The organism is Streptomyces antibioticus (assembly GCF_002019855.1).
GTDB classification, from domain to species: domain Bacteria; phylum Actinomycetota; class Actinomycetes; order Streptomycetales; family Streptomycetaceae; genus Streptomyces; species Streptomyces antibioticus_B.
The window spans coordinates 7,416,870-7,432,769 of sequence record NZ_CM007717.1 but is presented as its reverse complement, the minus strand read 5'-3'; the positions used below and the strand labels follow the sequence as shown (position 1 = coordinate 7,432,769).

15 protein-coding genes are annotated in these 15,900 nt (G+C 73.2%); 11 read left to right on the top strand and 4 right to left on the bottom strand.

What is annotated here, in order from left to right; genetic code table 11:
- Positions 1-45 precede the first annotated feature (45 nt).
- The gene (locus AFM16_RS33715; protein ID WP_078636202.1) at positions 46-1,020 is read left to right on the top strand and encodes an alpha/beta hydrolase; all 975 of its coding nucleotides are present in this window, start codon (positions 46-48) and stop codon (positions 1,018-1,020) included.
- A gap of 84 nt (positions 1,021-1,104) precedes the next feature.
- Positions 1,105-2,103 (top strand): helix-turn-helix domain-containing protein, encoded by a 999-nt coding sequence (locus AFM16_RS33710; RefSeq protein WP_078636201.1) that lies wholly within the window; start codon positions 1,105-1,107, stop codon positions 2,101-2,103.
- 40 nt (positions 2,104-2,143) lie between these two features.
- Here AFM16_RS33710 and AFM16_RS33705 read toward each other — a convergent pair whose 3' ends face one another.
- A complete protein-coding gene (locus AFM16_RS33705) occupies positions 2,144-3,598 on the bottom strand; it encodes an MFS transporter (protein WP_078636200.1) in 1,455 nt (484 codons plus the stop codon).
- Between the two features lie 165 nt (positions 3,599-3,763).
- On the opposite strand from AFM16_RS33705, the gene AFM16_RS33700 reads away from it, so the two are divergent.
- Positions 3,764-4,219: a MarR family winged helix-turn-helix transcriptional regulator gene (locus AFM16_RS33700; RefSeq protein ID WP_078636199.1), complete on the top strand. Its 456-nt coding sequence runs from the start codon at positions 3,764-3,766 to the stop codon at positions 4,217-4,219.
- Here AFM16_RS33700 and AFM16_RS33695 read toward each other — a convergent pair.
- Positions 4,216-4,896: a formylglycine-generating enzyme family protein gene (locus AFM16_RS33695; RefSeq protein WP_078636198.1), complete on the bottom strand. Its 681-nt coding sequence runs from the start codon at positions 4,894-4,896 to the stop codon at positions 4,216-4,218. The two genes, AFM16_RS33700 and AFM16_RS33695, sit on opposite strands and share 4 nt — an antisense overlap.
- A 12-nt stretch (positions 4,897-4,908) precedes the next feature.
- Positions 4,909-6,288 carry a glycoside hydrolase family 43 protein gene (locus AFM16_RS33690; RefSeq protein WP_078636197.1) on the bottom strand — a complete coding sequence of 460 codons (1,380 nt, stop codon included), beginning with the start codon at positions 6,286-6,288 and terminating at the stop codon, positions 4,909-4,911.
- A gap of 204 nt (positions 6,289-6,492) precedes the next feature.
- Here AFM16_RS33690 and AFM16_RS33685 point away from each other — a divergent pair, with 204 nt between their 5' ends.
- The 4 genes from AFM16_RS33685 to AFM16_RS33670 all read left to right on the top strand — a co-directional run bounded on the left by AFM16_RS33685 (position 6,493) and on the right by AFM16_RS33670 (position 10,283).
- Positions 6,493-7,947 (top strand): amidase, encoded by a 1,455-nt coding sequence (locus tag AFM16_RS33685; RefSeq protein WP_078636196.1) that lies wholly within the window; start codon positions 6,493-6,495, stop codon positions 7,945-7,947.
- Between the two features lie 73 nt (positions 7,948-8,020).
- Positions 8,021-8,239 (top strand): NfeD C-terminal domain-containing protein, encoded by a 219-nt coding sequence (locus tag AFM16_RS33680; RefSeq protein ID WP_217687320.1) that lies wholly within the window; start codon positions 8,021-8,023, stop codon positions 8,237-8,239.
- Positions 8,240-8,386: 147 nt separating this feature from the next.
- On the top strand, positions 8,387-9,790 hold the full coding sequence (locus AFM16_RS33675) for a flotillin family protein (RefSeq protein WP_179123341.1): 1,404 nt from the start codon (positions 8,387-8,389) through the stop codon (positions 9,788-9,790).
- 46 nt (positions 9,791-9,836) lie between these two features.
- On the top strand, positions 9,837-10,283 hold the full coding sequence (locus tag AFM16_RS33670) for a type II toxin-antitoxin system PemK/MazF family toxin (protein WP_078636194.1): 447 nt from the start codon (positions 9,837-9,839) through the stop codon (positions 10,281-10,283).
- A 57-nt stretch (positions 10,284-10,340) separates the two neighbouring features.
- On the opposite strand, the gene AFM16_RS33665 is transcribed toward AFM16_RS33670, so the two are convergent.
- Complete coding sequence (locus AFM16_RS33665; RefSeq protein ID WP_078637175.1) at positions 10,341-11,177, bottom strand: TIGR02452 family protein; 837 nt, start codon at positions 11,175-11,177, stop codon at positions 10,341-10,343.
- 328 nt (positions 11,178-11,505) lie between these two features.
- Here AFM16_RS33665 and egtA point away from each other — a divergent pair, with 328 nt between their 5' ends.
- From egtA to egtD, 4 genes are read left to right on the top strand one after another with little or no spacing between them, the layout of a single operon-like run.
- Positions 11,506-12,816 carry an ergothioneine biosynthesis glutamate--cysteine ligase EgtA gene (gene egtA / locus AFM16_RS33660; RefSeq protein WP_078636193.1) on the top strand — a complete coding sequence of 437 codons (1,311 nt, stop codon included), beginning with the start codon at positions 11,506-11,508 and terminating at the stop codon, positions 12,814-12,816.
- Positions 12,813-14,141: an ergothioneine biosynthesis protein EgtB gene (egtB, locus tag AFM16_RS33655; protein ID WP_078636192.1), complete on the top strand. Its 1,329-nt coding sequence runs from the start codon at positions 12,813-12,815 to the stop codon at positions 14,139-14,141. Before egtA ends, egtB begins: the two co-directional genes overlap by 4 nt.
- Positions 14,141-14,941 (top strand): ergothioneine biosynthesis protein EgtC, encoded by an 801-nt coding sequence (egtC, locus tag AFM16_RS33650; protein ID WP_078636191.1) that lies wholly within the window; start codon positions 14,141-14,143, stop codon positions 14,939-14,941. The genes egtB and egtC overlap by 1 nt, the downstream gene beginning before the upstream one ends.
- Positions 14,938-15,900, top strand: coding sequence for an L-histidine N(alpha)-methyltransferase (gene egtD / locus AFM16_RS33645; RefSeq protein WP_078636190.1), 963 nt, complete (start codon positions 14,938-14,940; stop codon positions 15,898-15,900). The genes egtC and egtD overlap by 4 nt, the downstream gene beginning before the upstream one ends.

Sequence of the window (15,900 nt, the reverse complement as noted above, 5' to 3'; positions counted from 1 at the left end):
CGGATCATGGACGCACGAGCCGCCGCGTCCACCCGAGGAGCCGTCATGCCGCCCGTCCCCCCGCCGTTCGATCCCGAACTCGCCGCCGCCCTCGAACTGATCAAGGACCTGGTCCCGCCCTCGCTGACCATGGAGGACATCGAGACCGTCCGCCAGGGGCCGGGCATGCGGATGCTGGCCGACCTGGACCTGACGGCGGGCGGCGCCTTCGCGGTGGAGGAGCGCGCCGTGCCCGGGCCGCAGGGCGCCCCGGAGATATCCCTGCTGATCTGCACCCCCACCGGCCCGGCGCCCGCCCGGCCCCGGCCGGTCGTCTACCACGTGCACGGCGGCGGCATGGTGGTCGGCACCAACCGGGTCGGTGTGGACGTGGCCCTGGAGTGGGCGCGGGAACTGGACCTGGTCGTGGTGTCCGTGGAGTACCGGCTGGCCCCCGAGCACCCGCACCCGGCGCCGGTCGAGGACGTCTACGCCGGACTGCTGTGGACGGCGGAGCACGCCGGGGAACTGGGCGCCGACCCGGAGCGCATCGTGATCGCCGGGGCCAGCGCGGGCGGCGGCCTCACCGCCGCGCTCGCCCTGATGCTGCGCGACCGCGAAGGCCCGCGCCCGATCGGGCAGTTGTTGCTGTGCCCGATGCTCGACGACCGCAACGACACCCCGTCCACGCACCAGATGGCGGGGCTCGGCGTCTGGGACCGCACCGCCAACGACACGGGCTGGACGGCCCTGCTCGGCGAGCGGCGCGGTGGCCCGGACGTCTCGCCCTACGCGGCGCCGGCCCGCGCCGAGGACCTGTCCGGGCTGCCCCCGGCCTTCCTCGACGTGGGCTCCGCGGAGACCTTCCGGGACGAGGTCGTCGCCTTCGCCTCCCGGCTCTGGCAGGCCGGCGGGATCGCCGAACTGCACGTCTGGCCGGGCGGGTTCCACGGCTTCGACGGCTTCGCCCCGCAGGCCGCGCTGTCGCGTTCGGCCCGCGCCGCGCACCTGGACTGGCTGCGCAGGCTGCTCGCCGAGTAGCGCCCCGGCCGGCCATGGCCGCTCTCGGCCGGGTGCCGGGCCGCTCCTCTCCTCACCCGCGCGGACGTGCCGCATGATGGCCGTATGAAAGAGCTGGCCGGGCGGTTGACCGCGCTGGACCCCGCCGCGGGGGAAGCGGTGCGCGTCATCGCCTACTTCGACCGGCTGGCGGAGGGCCGGGCCGGTGCGGAGGCGCTGGTGCGCGGGGCCGCCGTGCTCGCCGGGGTGCCCGCGCGGCTGGTGGACGCGGAGCGCGGGGTGCGGATCCGGGTCGAGGCCGACGGTGTCCGCCGGGACACCGAGCTGCCGCCGGACCCGCGGTGGCCGTCCGCCGCGCTGACGCCGGGCGGCGCGGACGCCCTCTGGCTGGAACGCCCCGGCGCGCGGCCCAGCGTGGTCGACGCCGTGATCCTGGAGCGGGCGGCCGGCGCCGTACGGCTGGTCCTGGACCGCACTCGTGGCCGGGCCCCGCTGGAGGATCCGGCCCTGGTCGAGACGCTGCTCGACGCCACCGCACCGGAAGCGGCCCGGCTGCACGCGGCGCGCCGGCTCGGGCTCGATCCCCGGGTGCCCGCCCGCGCGCTGGCCCGGCCGGGCCTGCCGCCCCGGGTGGTCGCCGCCCCGGCCGGGACACCGGTGCCCGAGTTGTCCGCGGGCCGGGCCGGGATCGGCCCCGCCGTCGCCGTGGCGGAGCTGCCCGGCTCCTGGGCCGCCGCCCGCACCGCCCTCCGGTTCACCGCCGAGGGCACCGCGCACGACCCCGGCCCACGTGTCGTGCACGCCGACGAGCTGGGCGGGATCGCCCTGCTGGCCGACCTCGTCATACCGGGCGCGCAGCCGCCGCCGGATGTGCGCGCCTTGGAGCGGGCGGCTGCGGACGCCCCCTGGCTGCTCGCCACGCTGCACGCGGTGACCACGACGGCGAGCCTGCGGGCGGCCGCGGCCGAGGCGACCGTGCACCACTCGACGCTCCAGGACCGGCTGGTCCACGCCGAGCAGCTTCTCGGCTGGCCGGTGCGCACCCCGCAGGGCCGGCTGCGGCTGCATCTCGCCCTGACGATGCGCCGGCTGACCCGGCCGTAGCGGCGAGGCGACTGCGCGGGGCGCCGGACCAGTCGCCGGGTCAGACCTTGGCCTGCTCCGACGGCTCGGCCGCCCGGCCGGGCTCGCCCGCCCCCGACTGCGCGGCGCGGGCCGCCGGGATGACGGCGGCGACGGCTGCCGAGACGAGGGCGAGCGCGCCGCCGACCAGCAGTGCGGTGCGGAAGCCGTCCTCGGAGGCGAAGGTGTAGCCGCCCATCGTGGTGGTCATCTGGGCCAGGATCACCCCGATGACCGCCGCGCCGATCGAGGTGCCCAGCGAGCGCATGAGGGTGTTGAAGGCGTTCGCGGCGGCCGTCTCGCTCAGCGGCACCGAACTCATGATCAGCGCGGGCATCGCGCCGTAGGCGAGGCCCACACCGCTGCTGGTGATGATCGTGACCAGCATGACGCCCCAGGCGGAGCCGATCAGGGCCAGCGAGGCGAAGTAGCCGGCCGCCAGGACCAGGGCGCCGCAGATCAGGGTGAACTTGGGGCCGCGGGCGTTGGTGAGCTTTCCGCCGAGCGGGGAGACCAGCATCATCATCAGTCCGCCGGGCGCCATCCACAGACCGGCCGCCAGCATCGACTGGCCGAGACCGTAGCCGGTCGCCTCCGGGAACTGGAGGAGCTGCGGCATCACCAGCATGCTCGCGTACATGCCGAAGCCGATGAAGACCGAGGCGAGGTTGGTGAGCAGCACCCGGGGGCGGGCCGTGGTGCGCAGGTCGACCAGCGGATCGGCGGTGCGCATCTCCCACGCGCCCCACCCGGCCAGCACCACCACCGCCGCGCCGAACAGCCCGAGCGTGGTGCCCGAGGCCCAGCCCCAGTCGGCGCCCTTGGAAACCGCCAGCAGCAGGCAGACCAGACCGACCCCGAGCCCGATCGCACCGGGCAGATCGAAGCGCTGCCCCTTCGCCCCGGCGGGCACGTCCGGGACGAGCACGAAGATCAGGACGGCGACGATCGCGGCGAGGACCGCCGACCCCCAGAACAGCACACGCCAGTCCGCGTACTGGGCCACCGCCGCGGCGAGCGGCAGCCCGATGGCACCGCCGATCCCCATGGACGCGCTGACCAGCGCGATCGACCCGCTGAGCCGCTCGGCCGGTACGACGTCCCGCAGCAGCGCGATGCCCAGCGGCACCATCCCCATGCCCATGCCCTGAAGCCCGCGTCCCACGATCATCGTGACGACGTCGGAGGCCACGGCACACACCACCGAACCGACGACCAGCGGCACCGAACAGGCCAGCAGCATCCGCCGCTTGCCCACCAGATCGCCGAGCCGGCCGACGACAGGCACGCAGACGGCGGCGACCAGCAGGGTGACCGTGATCACCCAGGCCGCGTTCGACGACGACGTGTCGAGGATCTGCGGCAGTTCGGCGATCAGCGGTGTGACCAGCGTCTGCATGATCGCGGCCGTGGTGCCGGCGAAGGCGAGCGTGGCGATCACCGCGCCGGCGCGGGCCGTGGGCTGGGGGGCGTCCATGGCGGACTCCTCGCATGTTCCGGAGAGAGGACGAGATGACGAGCGACGACAAAACGAAGGCAACGGATGTGCATGATACATGTCGCATGCATCACGCACATTTCATGGCCCCTGCACACCCATGTGCCAGGATGGTCCGGCCGCACGGAATCAGGAGGTCGGGCCATGGAGACGCCCACGCACGAGGTCGAGTACGAGCAGATGCTGCTCAGCCGCCACACGTTCCTGAACCAGCGCGGCGGCCGTCGCAAGAACAGCCTCATGGAGCGCAGCGCCTACATCCTGCTCAGCCGCATCCGGGTGCAGGGCCCGATGTCGATCGGCGAGCTGAGCGAAGCCTTCGGCCTCGACGCGTCCACCCTCAACCGCCAGACCGCGGCGGCGATGCGCGCCGGCCTGATCGAGCGGATCCCGGACCCCGAGGGCGGCATGGCCCGCAAGTTCCGGCTCACCGCGGAGGGCGACCGGCTGCTCGACGAGGAGCGCGAGGGGATCGTCGAGGTCCTGGACCGCGTGATGCACGACTGGCCGGACGACGACATCGCCGCCTTCGCCGCCTACCTACGGCGCTTCAATCACGGCATCGAATCCATCGGCGGCCGCCCCTGGCCCCGCCCCTAGAACCCGGTGCCGGCCGGGCGGGCGACGCGGAAACCGACGTCGTCCACCCGGAACGTGGGGTGACTGCGCCGTCGTACCGACGCACGGCAGCTCCAGTGCTCGTCGAACCAGCCGCCGCCCCGCAGCACCCGGTAACCGCCGTACACCTCGGGGTCGTAGAGGTCCCAGCACCACTCCCACACGTTGCCCAGCATGTCGTACAGGCCCCAGGCGTTGGGCAGCCGTCCGCCGACGGTGTGGATCCGCTCGCCGGAGTTGCCGCGGTGCCAGGCGATGTCGTCGAGCGGTCCGTAGCGCGGGCCCTCGGTGCCCGCCCGGCAGGCGTGCTCCCATTCGGCCTCGGTGGGCAGCCGGTAGCCGTCGGCGGTGTCGTCCCAGATGACGGACTCGCCGCCGGGCGGGACACGGTAGGCGGGCGTGAGGCCCTCGCGCCGGGAGAGGGCGTTGCAGAAGTGGACGGCGTCCCACCAGGACACGCCCTCGACCGGACGCCGGTCACCCCGGCCGGCGTCCGCGTCCTCGCCGGTGACCAGCGCGTACAGCTCCCGGGTGACCGGGAAGGTGCCGAGCCGGCAGCCCGGCAGGTCGACGTCCCAGGTCCGCCGGGTCCGCCGGTCCGACAGGGTGACCCGCCCCGCCGGAACCTCGGTCATCGACTGCGCCGCCGCCGTGTCCATACGCCGATGATCTCACCCCCAGGCCGTCACCGGCACGAAGGAGCTGTCCTGGCGGAAGAGGTCCGTGCCGTCCGAACGCTCCACCCGGAGCTGGTAGTTGTAGTGCCGCAGATAGTGGCCGGGGTAGTTGTACGACTCGAAGCGCACCGAGCCGCTCGCCGTGCCGGTGCGGGCGACGAAGGTCGCGTCGCGGGCGAAGACCGACGTGCCGTCGTGGGCGTCGAAACGGGCCCGGAAGTCGTAGTGGCGCAGATAGGCACCGGAGGCGTCGCGGAAGGAGAAGCCGCCCGCGTCCGCCAGCCCCGCCACCACGGTGAAGGTGGCCGCCTGCTTCTCGGTGGCCGTGCTACTGGCGCTCACCACGGGCAGGTTGAGCAGCGCGGACTGCTGCTGCCAGTACCGCGTGGGGTAGTTGACGGAACGGAACGAACGCGTCGTGTCCTTCGTGACGCTCGGACCGCCGGACACCGTCTCCTTGACCACCGAGAAGTGGCGGGCCGTGCCCGAGATCCCGGGGAGGGCCCGGGGCGCGCTCCAGGTGGCGAAGGTGTCGTAGCTGTCGCTGTAGTAGTAACTGCCGTCCCCGTAGCCGTCGAAGAAGAGCCGCCAGGCGCCGTTGTCGAGCTGCGTCAGCGCCGGACCCTCACGGTAACTGCCCCAGCCTGCCCAGTCACCGGTCCGCGAGACGGTGTACGGGCCGGTGAGCGTGGAGGCGGTGGCGTACTCGATGTACTTGGTCGTCTCGTTCTTGGTGAACGCGTGATAGGTCGAGCCGGTCCGCACCAGGAAGGTGTCGATGTGGTTGGCGCCCAGTCCGGACAGGGCGACCGGTGAACTCCACGCGGTGAGCGCCGAGTTGGTGGCACGGAGCAGATACGGCGTGAAGATCCACTCGTCGGCGGTCGTCGAGCAGGACACGATGACGTACACACTGCCGTCGACGTCCACGAACCACTCCGGCGCCCAGGCGCGCGACAGGCCCGCGATCGGGACCGGATGGTCGTACAGGAACGTCCAGTTGACACGGTCGGCGCTGCGGGCGAACCCGATGGTGGTGCTGACGTCCTGCCAGGTGTGGGTGGTGTAGGTGACGTAGTAGTAGCCGTCGGTGTGCCTGAGGACGCCGGCGTCCCGGATCCGGTCGGCGGGCGGGGTGTAGGCGGACGCCTTCAGCAGCCGGAAGTCGGTGGCGTCGTCGGACTGGTAGACGTTCACCGTGCCGTCGTCGCTGTTGAGGAACGGCACGATCGTGTACCGCGTGGCGAGACCGCTCGCGGGTGCGGCGGCCGTCGCCGCGCCGAGCAGCCCGGGCAGTTCGCCCAGCGCGAGGGCCGAGACGGGCAGGGCGGCCGCGGCACGGAGCAGGGTGCGGCGGGAGGGGCGTGGGGTCACGGGCGGCTCTCCTGAGGCTCACTCACACGGATTCGTCCGATATATCGAACACAGTTCGACAAGTCGTGCAGAAAGTAGGCCCGCGGCAGGTGCACGTCAACACTTTCAACACGCCCCGTACGCCACCTGTGCGAAACCTGTACGGCTCCGCGCGTTCGGGAGTTACTCTCCGGTAGACATCGTGCACCCGGAGGTGGTCCCGCAATGACGCTCGACCGTGCCCATGGCCTGGCCGAGTCCGCCCGCGCTCTGGCCGACGGGGAGGTGACCTCCCGGCAGCTCGTCGAACGGAGTCTGGCCCGGATCGGCGCCACGCAGGACTCGCTCAACGCCTTCCGGATCGTGCGGGCCGAGGCCGCGCTCGCCGAAGCCGACGCGGCGGACCGGGAGTTGGCGGCCGGGCGGCGCGCCCCGCTGCTCGGAGTGCCGGTCGCCGTGAAGGACGACATGGACGTGGCCGGCGAGCCCACCGCCTTCGGCTGCCCGGGCGCCTACCCGGCGGTCGACCGGGACGGCGAGGCGGTCCGGCGGCTGCGTGCCGCCGGGGCCGTGATCGTCGGCAAGACGAACACCTGCGAGCTGGGCCAGTGGCCGTTCACCGAGGGCCCCGCCTTCGGCGCGACCCGCAATCCGTGGCACACCGATCACACGCCGGGCGGCTCGTCCGGCGGCTCGGCGGCGGCCGTCGCGGCGGGGCTGGTGCCGGCCGCGCTGGGCTCCGACGGCGCCGGGTCGGTCCGTATCCCCGCCTCCTGGACGCATCTCGTCGGCATCAAACCGCAGCGCGGGCGCGTCTCGACCTGGCCGCGCGGCGAGTCCTTCCAGGGCATCACCGTCAACGGCACCCTGGCCCGCACGGTCGCCGACGCCGCCCTGCTGCTCGACGCGTCGAGCGGCAATCACGACCTCGACCCGCACCGGCCGCCCGCCGTCGACGCCTCGGCGGCCGTCGGCCGCGACCCCGGGCGGCTGCGGATCGCGCTCGCGCTGAAGCCGCCGTTCACCGCGGTACCGGCCCGGCTGCTCCCCGAGGTGCGCGCCCGGGTGGTCGAACTCGCCGAGAAACTGGCCGTGTTGGGACACCACGTCGAGGAGGCCGACCCGCCGTACGGGCAGATCGGGCTCACCTTCGTGCCGCGCGCGACGGCCGGCATCGCCGAGTGGGTCGCCGACGCGCCCTTCCCCGCCCTCCTCGACCGGCGCACCCTCGGCGCCGCCCGGCTGGGCCGGCTGCTCGCCGGTGCCCCGCTGCGGGCGGCACGGCGCGCGGAGGCGGTCCTGCACCGCCGTATCGGCGGCTTCTTCACGGCGTACGACGTCGTCCTCGCGCCCACGACGGCCGCTCCCCCGCCGCGCATCGGGGCGATGCGGGAGCTGAGCGGGTTCGCCACCGACCGGGCGATGATCGCCGCCTGCCCCTACGCCTGGCCGTGGAACGTGCTCGGCTGGCCCGGTGTCAACGTCCCCGCCGGGTTCACGTCCGCCGGTCTGCCGGTCGGCGCCCAGCTCCTCGGCCCGGCCCACAGCGAGCCGCTGCTGATCTCGCTCGCCGCCCAACTGGAGGCGGACCTGCGGTGGTACGAGCGCCGGCCCCCCACCCACCACGCGGGCGGGGCGGCCGTGGACTCCGCGCCGCCGGACGCGCTGCCGGCGGTGTGAGCGGCCCTCGTTTCCGCCCCGTTCCCGTCCCGGACCGAGGCCGTCGGCGGTCACCGGCGCCTACCCTGTGACCATGGACGAAGCGTCGATGGTCGGGCTCATGGGGCGGGTCACCGGAACGGTCGGGCCCGGGCTCGTCGGCGAGGTGATCGTCCGGGTGCGGGGCGGGGCCGAGCACTTCCTCGCCTATCCCGCCTCCGGCACCGAACGCATCGAGCGCGGGACCATGGTCACCGTGGTGGAGTACCTGGCACCACGGACCGTCTATGTCGCGGCGATGTACGGGAGTTGACGGTCCGTCGGCTCGGAGCGTGTCCGGCGTGTGCCGTATGTACCAAGCGGGCAACAGCGGTTCGGCCGTCCCTGTACACGCCTCGGCGCGCGGGCCCACACTCCCGTTACATCGGTGCCGTGAAGGCACCCCGCACCGGGGGAGTGCATGCCCATGGAAGTCGGATTCGTCGTCGGGGCGGCGTTAGGCGTCGTCCTCGTCCTGATCGGTGCGTTCAAGTTGATGTGGCGTGTCGCCGAGCCCAACGAGGCGCTCATCATCTCCGGTTCGAAGCACAAACTGGAGGGCCTGGAGGAGGGCATGGGCTTCCGGATCGTCACCGGGCGGGGCACGCTGGTGACGCCCGGGATGCAGGCGGTCCGCAAGCTCTCGCTCGATCTGAACCAGACGGAACTGCATGTCGACTGCGTGACCCACCAGGGCATTCCGCTGAAGGTGCGGGGCGTGGTCATCTTCAAGGTGGGCGACGACTTCGTGTCGATCGCCAACGCGGCCCGCCGCTTCCTCGACCAGCAGAAGCTGATGGCGGAGCGCGTGCACACGGTGTTCGCCGGTCATCTGCGGGCGATCGTGGGCGGGTTGACGGTCGAGGACATGATCCGGGACCGGGAGAAGCTGACCGGTCAGGCGCGTGCCGCGTGCGGTACGGAGATGGAGAAGCTGGGTCTGATCGTGGACTCGCTCCAGATCCATGAGATCGAGGACCCGACCGGCTACATCAAGAACCTGTCCGCGCCGCATCTGGCGGCGGTGCGCCGGGACGCGCGCATCGCGCAGGCCGAGGCCGACCGACTGGCCACGGAGGCCGAGCAGTTGGCGTTCGGGCGGATGGCCGAGGCCACCCGGGACAGCGAGATCCTCAAGGCCGGCTACCAGGCCGAGCAGGACAAGGCCAACGCCAAGGCGCGGCAGGCCGGACCGCTCGCGGACGCCGCGGCCCGCCAGGAGGTCGTCGTCCAGGAGACGCGGGTCGCCGAACTGGAGGCGCAGCGGCGTGAGCAGCAGCTCCAGGCCGATGTCCGCAAGCCGGCCGACGCGCGGGCGTACGAGAAGCGGACGCTGGCCGAGGCCGAGCGGGACGCGTTGATCTCGGTCGCGGAGGCGCGGGCGGCGGAGACGCGGGCCACCGGTGAGGCGGAGGCGGCCGCGACCCAGGCCAAGGGGCTCGCGCAGGCCGAGGCGAACCGGGCCCAGGGGCTCGCCGAGGCGGAGGCGATCAAGGCGCGGGCGGCCGCCCTCGCCGAGAACCAGGAGGCCGTGGTCGCCCAGCAACTCGCGGAGAAGTGGCCGGAGATCGTGCAGGCCGGGGCGTCGGCGTTCGGCAACGTCGACAACATGGTGCTGCTCAACGGCGCGGACGGCATGGCCGATCTGTTCGCGAAGGCGCTCACGATGGGCGGCACGGGGCTGGGGCTGGCCCGTCAGCTTCTGGCGTCCATGAACCAGAACGGCCCGTCCCCGATCCAGAACGGCGCCTCCCCGCAAGGGACTTCGCCAGTGAACGGGGGCGCCGTCCCGCCTCCGGCGCAGAAGGTGCCGGTCGAGGGATAGCGAGACCGGGTGAGAAGGTCACGGGGGCAGCCCTTAGGGTGCCCCCGTGACCGCGTTTACCGATGGATACGTTCCGGGCCGTACCGGCCCCACCGCCACCACCGAGGCCGACCCGCGCGAGGTGGGCCGGGTGCGCACGGAGTACTCGCCCGCGTACGACGGCGATCCCGACCCCGGTGAGATCGTCTGGACCTGGGTGCCCTTCGAGGAGAACGACGGCCGGGGCAAGGACCGTCCGGTGCTCGTGGTGGCCCGTGAGGCGGGCGGCACCCTGCTCGCCGTACAGCTCTCCAGCAAGCGCCATGACGGCGACCGGGAGTGGGTGGCGATCGGCAGCGGCCCCTGGGACAAGTCCGGGCGCGACTCCTGGGTGGACGTGGACCGGGTGCTGCGACTGCACGAGGACGGCATGCGCCGCGAGGCGTGCGCCCTGGACCGGATGCGGTTCAACCTGGTCAGGCAGCGGCTGTACGAGCGGTACGGCTGGACCTGAGACCGGCGCCCAGCGGGCCGGGGAGCCCGCGCCGGGCCGCGGAAAGCCCTTGCCCGGCTACCCGGCCGGAAAGCCGGCGAACGCCTCCTCGAAGGCGCGGCGCACCACGCCGCCCGGCGTCCGGTCGAGCACCCCGAACACCACCTGGTCGAACGTGTGCCCGAATCGCCCGTCGGGGGTGAGCAGGGCGCGGAACGCCTCCGCCACCTGCGCCGGGTCGTTGCGGAACACCCCGCAGCCCCAGGCGCCCAGCACCAGGCGCCGGTAGCCGTGGGCGGCGGCCGTCTCCAGCACCCGTTCGGCGCGGACGGCCAGGGCGGCCGGGAGGGCGGCCGCGCGCTCGGGGGCGGTGCGCAGCACCACGCCCGCGTTCGGCGCGGCGGCCGTGAGGAATCCGGCCGTGAAGGGGTCGTCCAGCAGCCGGCCGCGGTCGTCGCGGAAGACCGGGACGGCCGGGGAGTGGATGACCCGATCGGAGTAGAACGGGTCCCGGTGTGCGCGGTGGTGGGCGTAGAACCCGGGCGCCTCCCGCAGACACGTGTACAGCGCGGAGGCCCGGCAGAGCGCCTCCTCCTGCGCCTGCGCGCCGTTGAGGTAGCCGCCGCCGGGGTTGCGGGCGGAGGCGAAGTTGAGGACGGCGACGGGCCGGTCCGCGAGGCGGCGGGCGGCTTCGGTGCTGCTCTCGCCGGTGACCTCGACGGCCGTACGCACCGGCGCCGCCCCGTCCCGCGGCGCCGGCACCTCGACCGGCCCCGGCCCCGCCATACGGGTGCCCGCGCGGGCGGCCTCGACGGCCGCCGCGATGCTCACCTCGCGCCCGTCGGGGGCACGGTAGGCGCCCGCCGCGACGATCTGTTCCGTCTCGCGCGCGATGCCGCGCAGCCGTGCGCTCACGGCGCCACCCCCGTGGACGCCGTGCGCGCACGCCATGCGGTCGTGCGGACACCGTACGTATCCCCCGTCGTGCTCATGCACGCATCGTGAGCGATCCTGGATCCGCCGTGCAACGCGTTTTCCGGCGCGGGAAGACGGCGGCGACAGCGTCGTGAACGCCCAGGAAACGGCCCGAAAGCGGCACGGAACCGGAGCTTCCCGGTCCCGGATCCGCCGATGTGCACCCTTGTGGGATTCGGAACGAGGGTCTTGGGTGGGACGAGCGATCCCGGTCGGGCCGCCCCGAGGCACGACCGGTGGCATGGTGGAATCTCAGGAGGATCCCGACATGTCCGATTCGGCCAGCGACAGCACCGACCCGACCGACTGTACGGAGCACCGCGACCCCCTGTCCGAAGCCGAGGTGGAGGCCCTCGTCCGGGGCATCTGCTTCAAGACCGGCCCGCCCACCACCGTGGGGATCGAGCTGGAATGGCTGATACACGAGCTGCGCTCGCCGCGGCTCCCCGTGACACCCGAACGACTCGACGCGGCCTACGCCGCACTGGAGAGCGTGCCCCTCGGCTCGGCGCTCACCGTCGAACCCGGCGGCCAGCTAGAACTCAGCTCGCCGCCCGCCGCCTCCCTGACGGACGTCGTCGACACCGTCTCCGCCGATCTGAAGGCCGTCCGCGCGGCCCTGCGGGAGCAGGACCTCACCCTGGTGGGCCTGGGCACCGACCCCTGGCGGACCCCCCGCCGTTTTCTGCGCGAGCCCCGGTACGACGCCATGGAGGCGTGCCTGGACCGGACGGGACCGGCCGGCCGCGCCATGATGTGCACCTCGGCCTCCGTCCAGGTCTGTCTGGACGCCGGTCACGAGGAGCCCGGCCCGCTGGGGCACGGGCGGCGCTGGTGGCTGGCGCACACCCTGGGCGCGGTCCTGACGGCCGCGTTCGCCAACTCGCCGTTCCTGCGCGGCGCCCCCACCGGCTGGCGGTCCAGCCGGCAGCTCCTGTGGATGGAGATCGGCGCCGGCCGCGCGGGCGCGCCCGTCCTGGACGGCGACCCGCGCGAGACGTGGGCCCGGCACGTCCTGGACGCGCCGGTGATGTGCGTACGGCGTGACAGCGGGCCGTGGGAGGTGCCCGAGCGGCTGACGTTTCGCGAGTGGACCCGCACCGGGTCCCCCACCCGGGCCGATCTCGACTACCACCTCACCACCCTGTTCCCGCCGGTCAGACCGCGCGGCCATCTGGAACTGCGGATGATCGACGCCCAGTCCGGCGAGGACGGCTGGACGGTGCCGGTGGCCGTGACGACGGCGCTCTTCGACGACCAGCAGGCCGCCGAGACCGCCTACCGCGCCGTGAAACCGCTGGCCGAGCGGGCGGGGCCGTTGCCCGCCCCGCACAATCCGCTGTGGATCGACGCGGCCCGGGACGGGCTCACCGACCCCGAGCTGCGGGAGGCCGCCGAGATCTGTTTCGCGGCCGCGCTGGACGCACTGCCCCGGATCGGGGCGGGCCCCGCCCTGGTGGACGCCGTCACCGCGTACCGGGACCGCTATGTGCTGACCGGCCGCACCCCCGCCGACGACCAGCTCGACCGCCTGCGCGGCACGCACACCCGCGCGCACGGGAAGGACCTCCTGTCATGACCGAGACCGCCCTGGACGCCGCGACCGACTCCGACACCCTCCGCGCCCGCGCGCTGTCCGGCCTGACCACCGCGCGCGAGCGCACCACGCTGCTGACGAGCTGCGTCGAGGACCCCGACCTCACCGCCCAGCACTCCCCGCTGATGTCACCGCTGGTCTGGGACCTGGCCCACATCGGCAACCAGGAGGAGCTGTGGCTGCTGCGCACGGTGGCCGGCCGGGAGGCGATGCGGCCCGAGATCGACGGCCTGTACGACGCCTTCGAGCATGCGCGTTCCGAACGGCCGTCGCTGCCGCTGCTGCCGCCCGCCGAGGCACGCCGGTACGCGGCGGAGGTCCGCGGCCGGGTGCTGGACCTGCTGGAGTCGGCACGCTTCGACGGCAGCCGGCTGACCGAGGCCGGGTTCGCCTTCGGGATGATCGCCCAGCACGAACAGCAGCACGACGAGACCATGCTGATCACCCATCAGCTCCGCACCGGCCCCCAGGCCCTGACCGCCCCCGACCCGGAACCTGCCCCGCTGTTCACCGGCCCGGCCGAAGTCCTGGTCCCCGGCGGCGAGTTCACCATGGGCACCTCGGGCGAGCCCTGGGCGCTGGACAACGAACGCCCCGCGCACCGGCGGGAAGTGGCCCCCTTCTTCATCGACACCACCCCGGTGACGAACGGCGCCTACCGGGCGTTCATCGACGACGGCGGCTACGACGACGAACGCTGGTGGACCAAGGAGGGCTGGGCGCACGTCAGGCGGCACGGGCTGCGCGCCCCGCTGTTCTGGCATCTCGACGGCGGGCAGTGGCTGCGCCGCCGGTTCGGGATCACCGAGGTCGTGCCGCCCGATGAGCCGGTGCTGCACGTGTGCTGGTACGAGGCCGACGCCTACGCCCGCTGGGCCGGACGCCGGCTGCCCACCGAGACCGAGTGGGAGAAGGCGGCCCGCTTCGACCCGGCGACCGGCGGCTCGATGCGCTACCCGTGGGGCGACGCCGATCCCGGACCCGAGCACGCCAACCTCGGCCAGCGCCATCTGCGCCCGGCCCCGGCGGGCAGCTATCCGGCCGGTGAATCCCCGCTCGGGGTACGGCAGTTGATCGGCGATGTCTGGGAGTGGACGGCGAGCGACTTCCTGCCCTACCCCGGGTTCCGGGCGTTCCCGTACAAGGAGTACTCGGAGGTGTTCTTCGGCCCCGAGTACAAGGTGCTGCGCGGCGGTTCGTTCGCGGTGGACCCGGTGGCCTGCCGGGGCACCTTCCGCAACTGGGACTATCCGATCCGGCGGCAGATCTTCTCCGGCTTCCGCACCGCCCGCTCGGAGGCCGTCTGATGTGCCGTCATATCGCCTACCTGGGCCCCGAGGTGACGCTGGGCAGCGTCCTCGTGGAGCCCGGGCACGGTCTGTACCGCCAGTCGTGGGCGCCCCGGCGGCAGCGGTACGGCACGGTCAACGCCGATGGTTTCGGCGTGGGTTGGTACGCGGCCGGGGATCCGGTGCCGGCCCGCTACCGTCGCGCCGGGCCCGTGTGGGCGGACCTGTCCTTCGCCGACCTGGCCCGGGTGGTCCGCTCGGGCGCGCTGCTGGGCGCCGTACGGGACGCGACGCTGTCCGGGGCGGACGCGGAGGCCGCGGCGGCTCCGTTCACGGCCGGGACCTGGCTGTTCAGCCACAACGGGGCGGTGCCGGGGTGGCCCGGGTCCCTGGCCGCGCTGACCCGGACGCTGCCCGCGGCCGATCTGCTGTCGATGGAGGCCCGCACGGACTCCGCGTTCGTGTGGGCGCTGGTCCTGGCCCGGCTGCGGGCGGGCGACGCGGCGGGCCAGGCACTCGCCGACACGGTGCTGGAGGTCGCCGCGGCGGCCCCTGCCTCCCGCCTCAACCTGCTGCTCACCGACGGCACCGCGATCACCGCGACCGCCTGGGGCGACACCCTCTGGTATCTGACGGAGCCCGGCGGCGGCACGGCCGTGGCCTCCGAGCCCTACGACGACGATCCCCGCTGGCGGGAGGTCCCCGACCGCACCCTGCTGGTGGCGGACGGCACGGACGTCCTGCTGACCCCCCTCAAGGACCCGAGCACCGCCGCGGTACCCGCACCACCCGCACCACCCAAGGAGACCGGCACGTGAGTCCGTTCCAGATCACCCGCACCCTCCCCGAGGACGCCACCGACGCCGCGCTGCGCGCCGACGTCCGGCACGGCCTCACCACCACGCCCAAGACCCTGCCGCCGAAGTGGTTCTACGACGCGCACGGCAGCGAACTGTTCGAGCAGATCACCGAACTCCCGGAGTACTACCCCACGAGGGCGGAGCGCGAGATCCTCACGACCCGCGCGCCGGACATCGCAACGGCGACGGCCGCCCGCACCCTCATCGAACTGGGCTCGGGCTCCTCCGAAAAAACCCGCCTCGTCATCGACGCCCTCACCCAACTCCACACCTACGTACCGGTCGACGTGAGCGAAACGGCCCTGACCCAGGCCGGCCAGGCCCTGATCGCCGAACGCCCCGGCCTCCATGTACACGCCCTGATCGCCGACTTCACGGCCCGCCTGGAACTCCCCGACACCCCGGGCCCCCGCCTGGTCGCCTTCCTGGGCGGCACGATCGGCAACCTCCTCCCCACGGAACGAGCCGAGTTCCTCACCTCGGTCCGCGCCCTCCTCTCCCCCGGCGACGCCCTCCTCCTGGGCACCGACCTGGTCAAGGACGAGGAGATCCTCGTCAGGGCCTACGACGACGCGGCCGGCGTCACAGCCGCGTTCAACAAGAACGTCCTGTCCGTCGTCAACCGCGAACTGGGCGCCGACTTCGACCCCACCGCCTTCGACCACGTGGCCCTCTGGGACACCCAGAACGAGTGGATCGAAATGCGCCTCCGCTCCCGCACGGCCCAAACGGTAAAAATCCCGGCCCTGGACCTGGCAGTGGACTTCACCACCGACGAGGAACTCCACACGGAGATCTCAGCAAAGTTCAGAGAGTCAGGAGTCCGCAATGAACTCGCCGCCGCAGACCTGCACTTGACCCACTGGTGGACGGACGAGGCGGGCCGCTTCGCACTGTCACTGAGCGTGGCCCGCTGA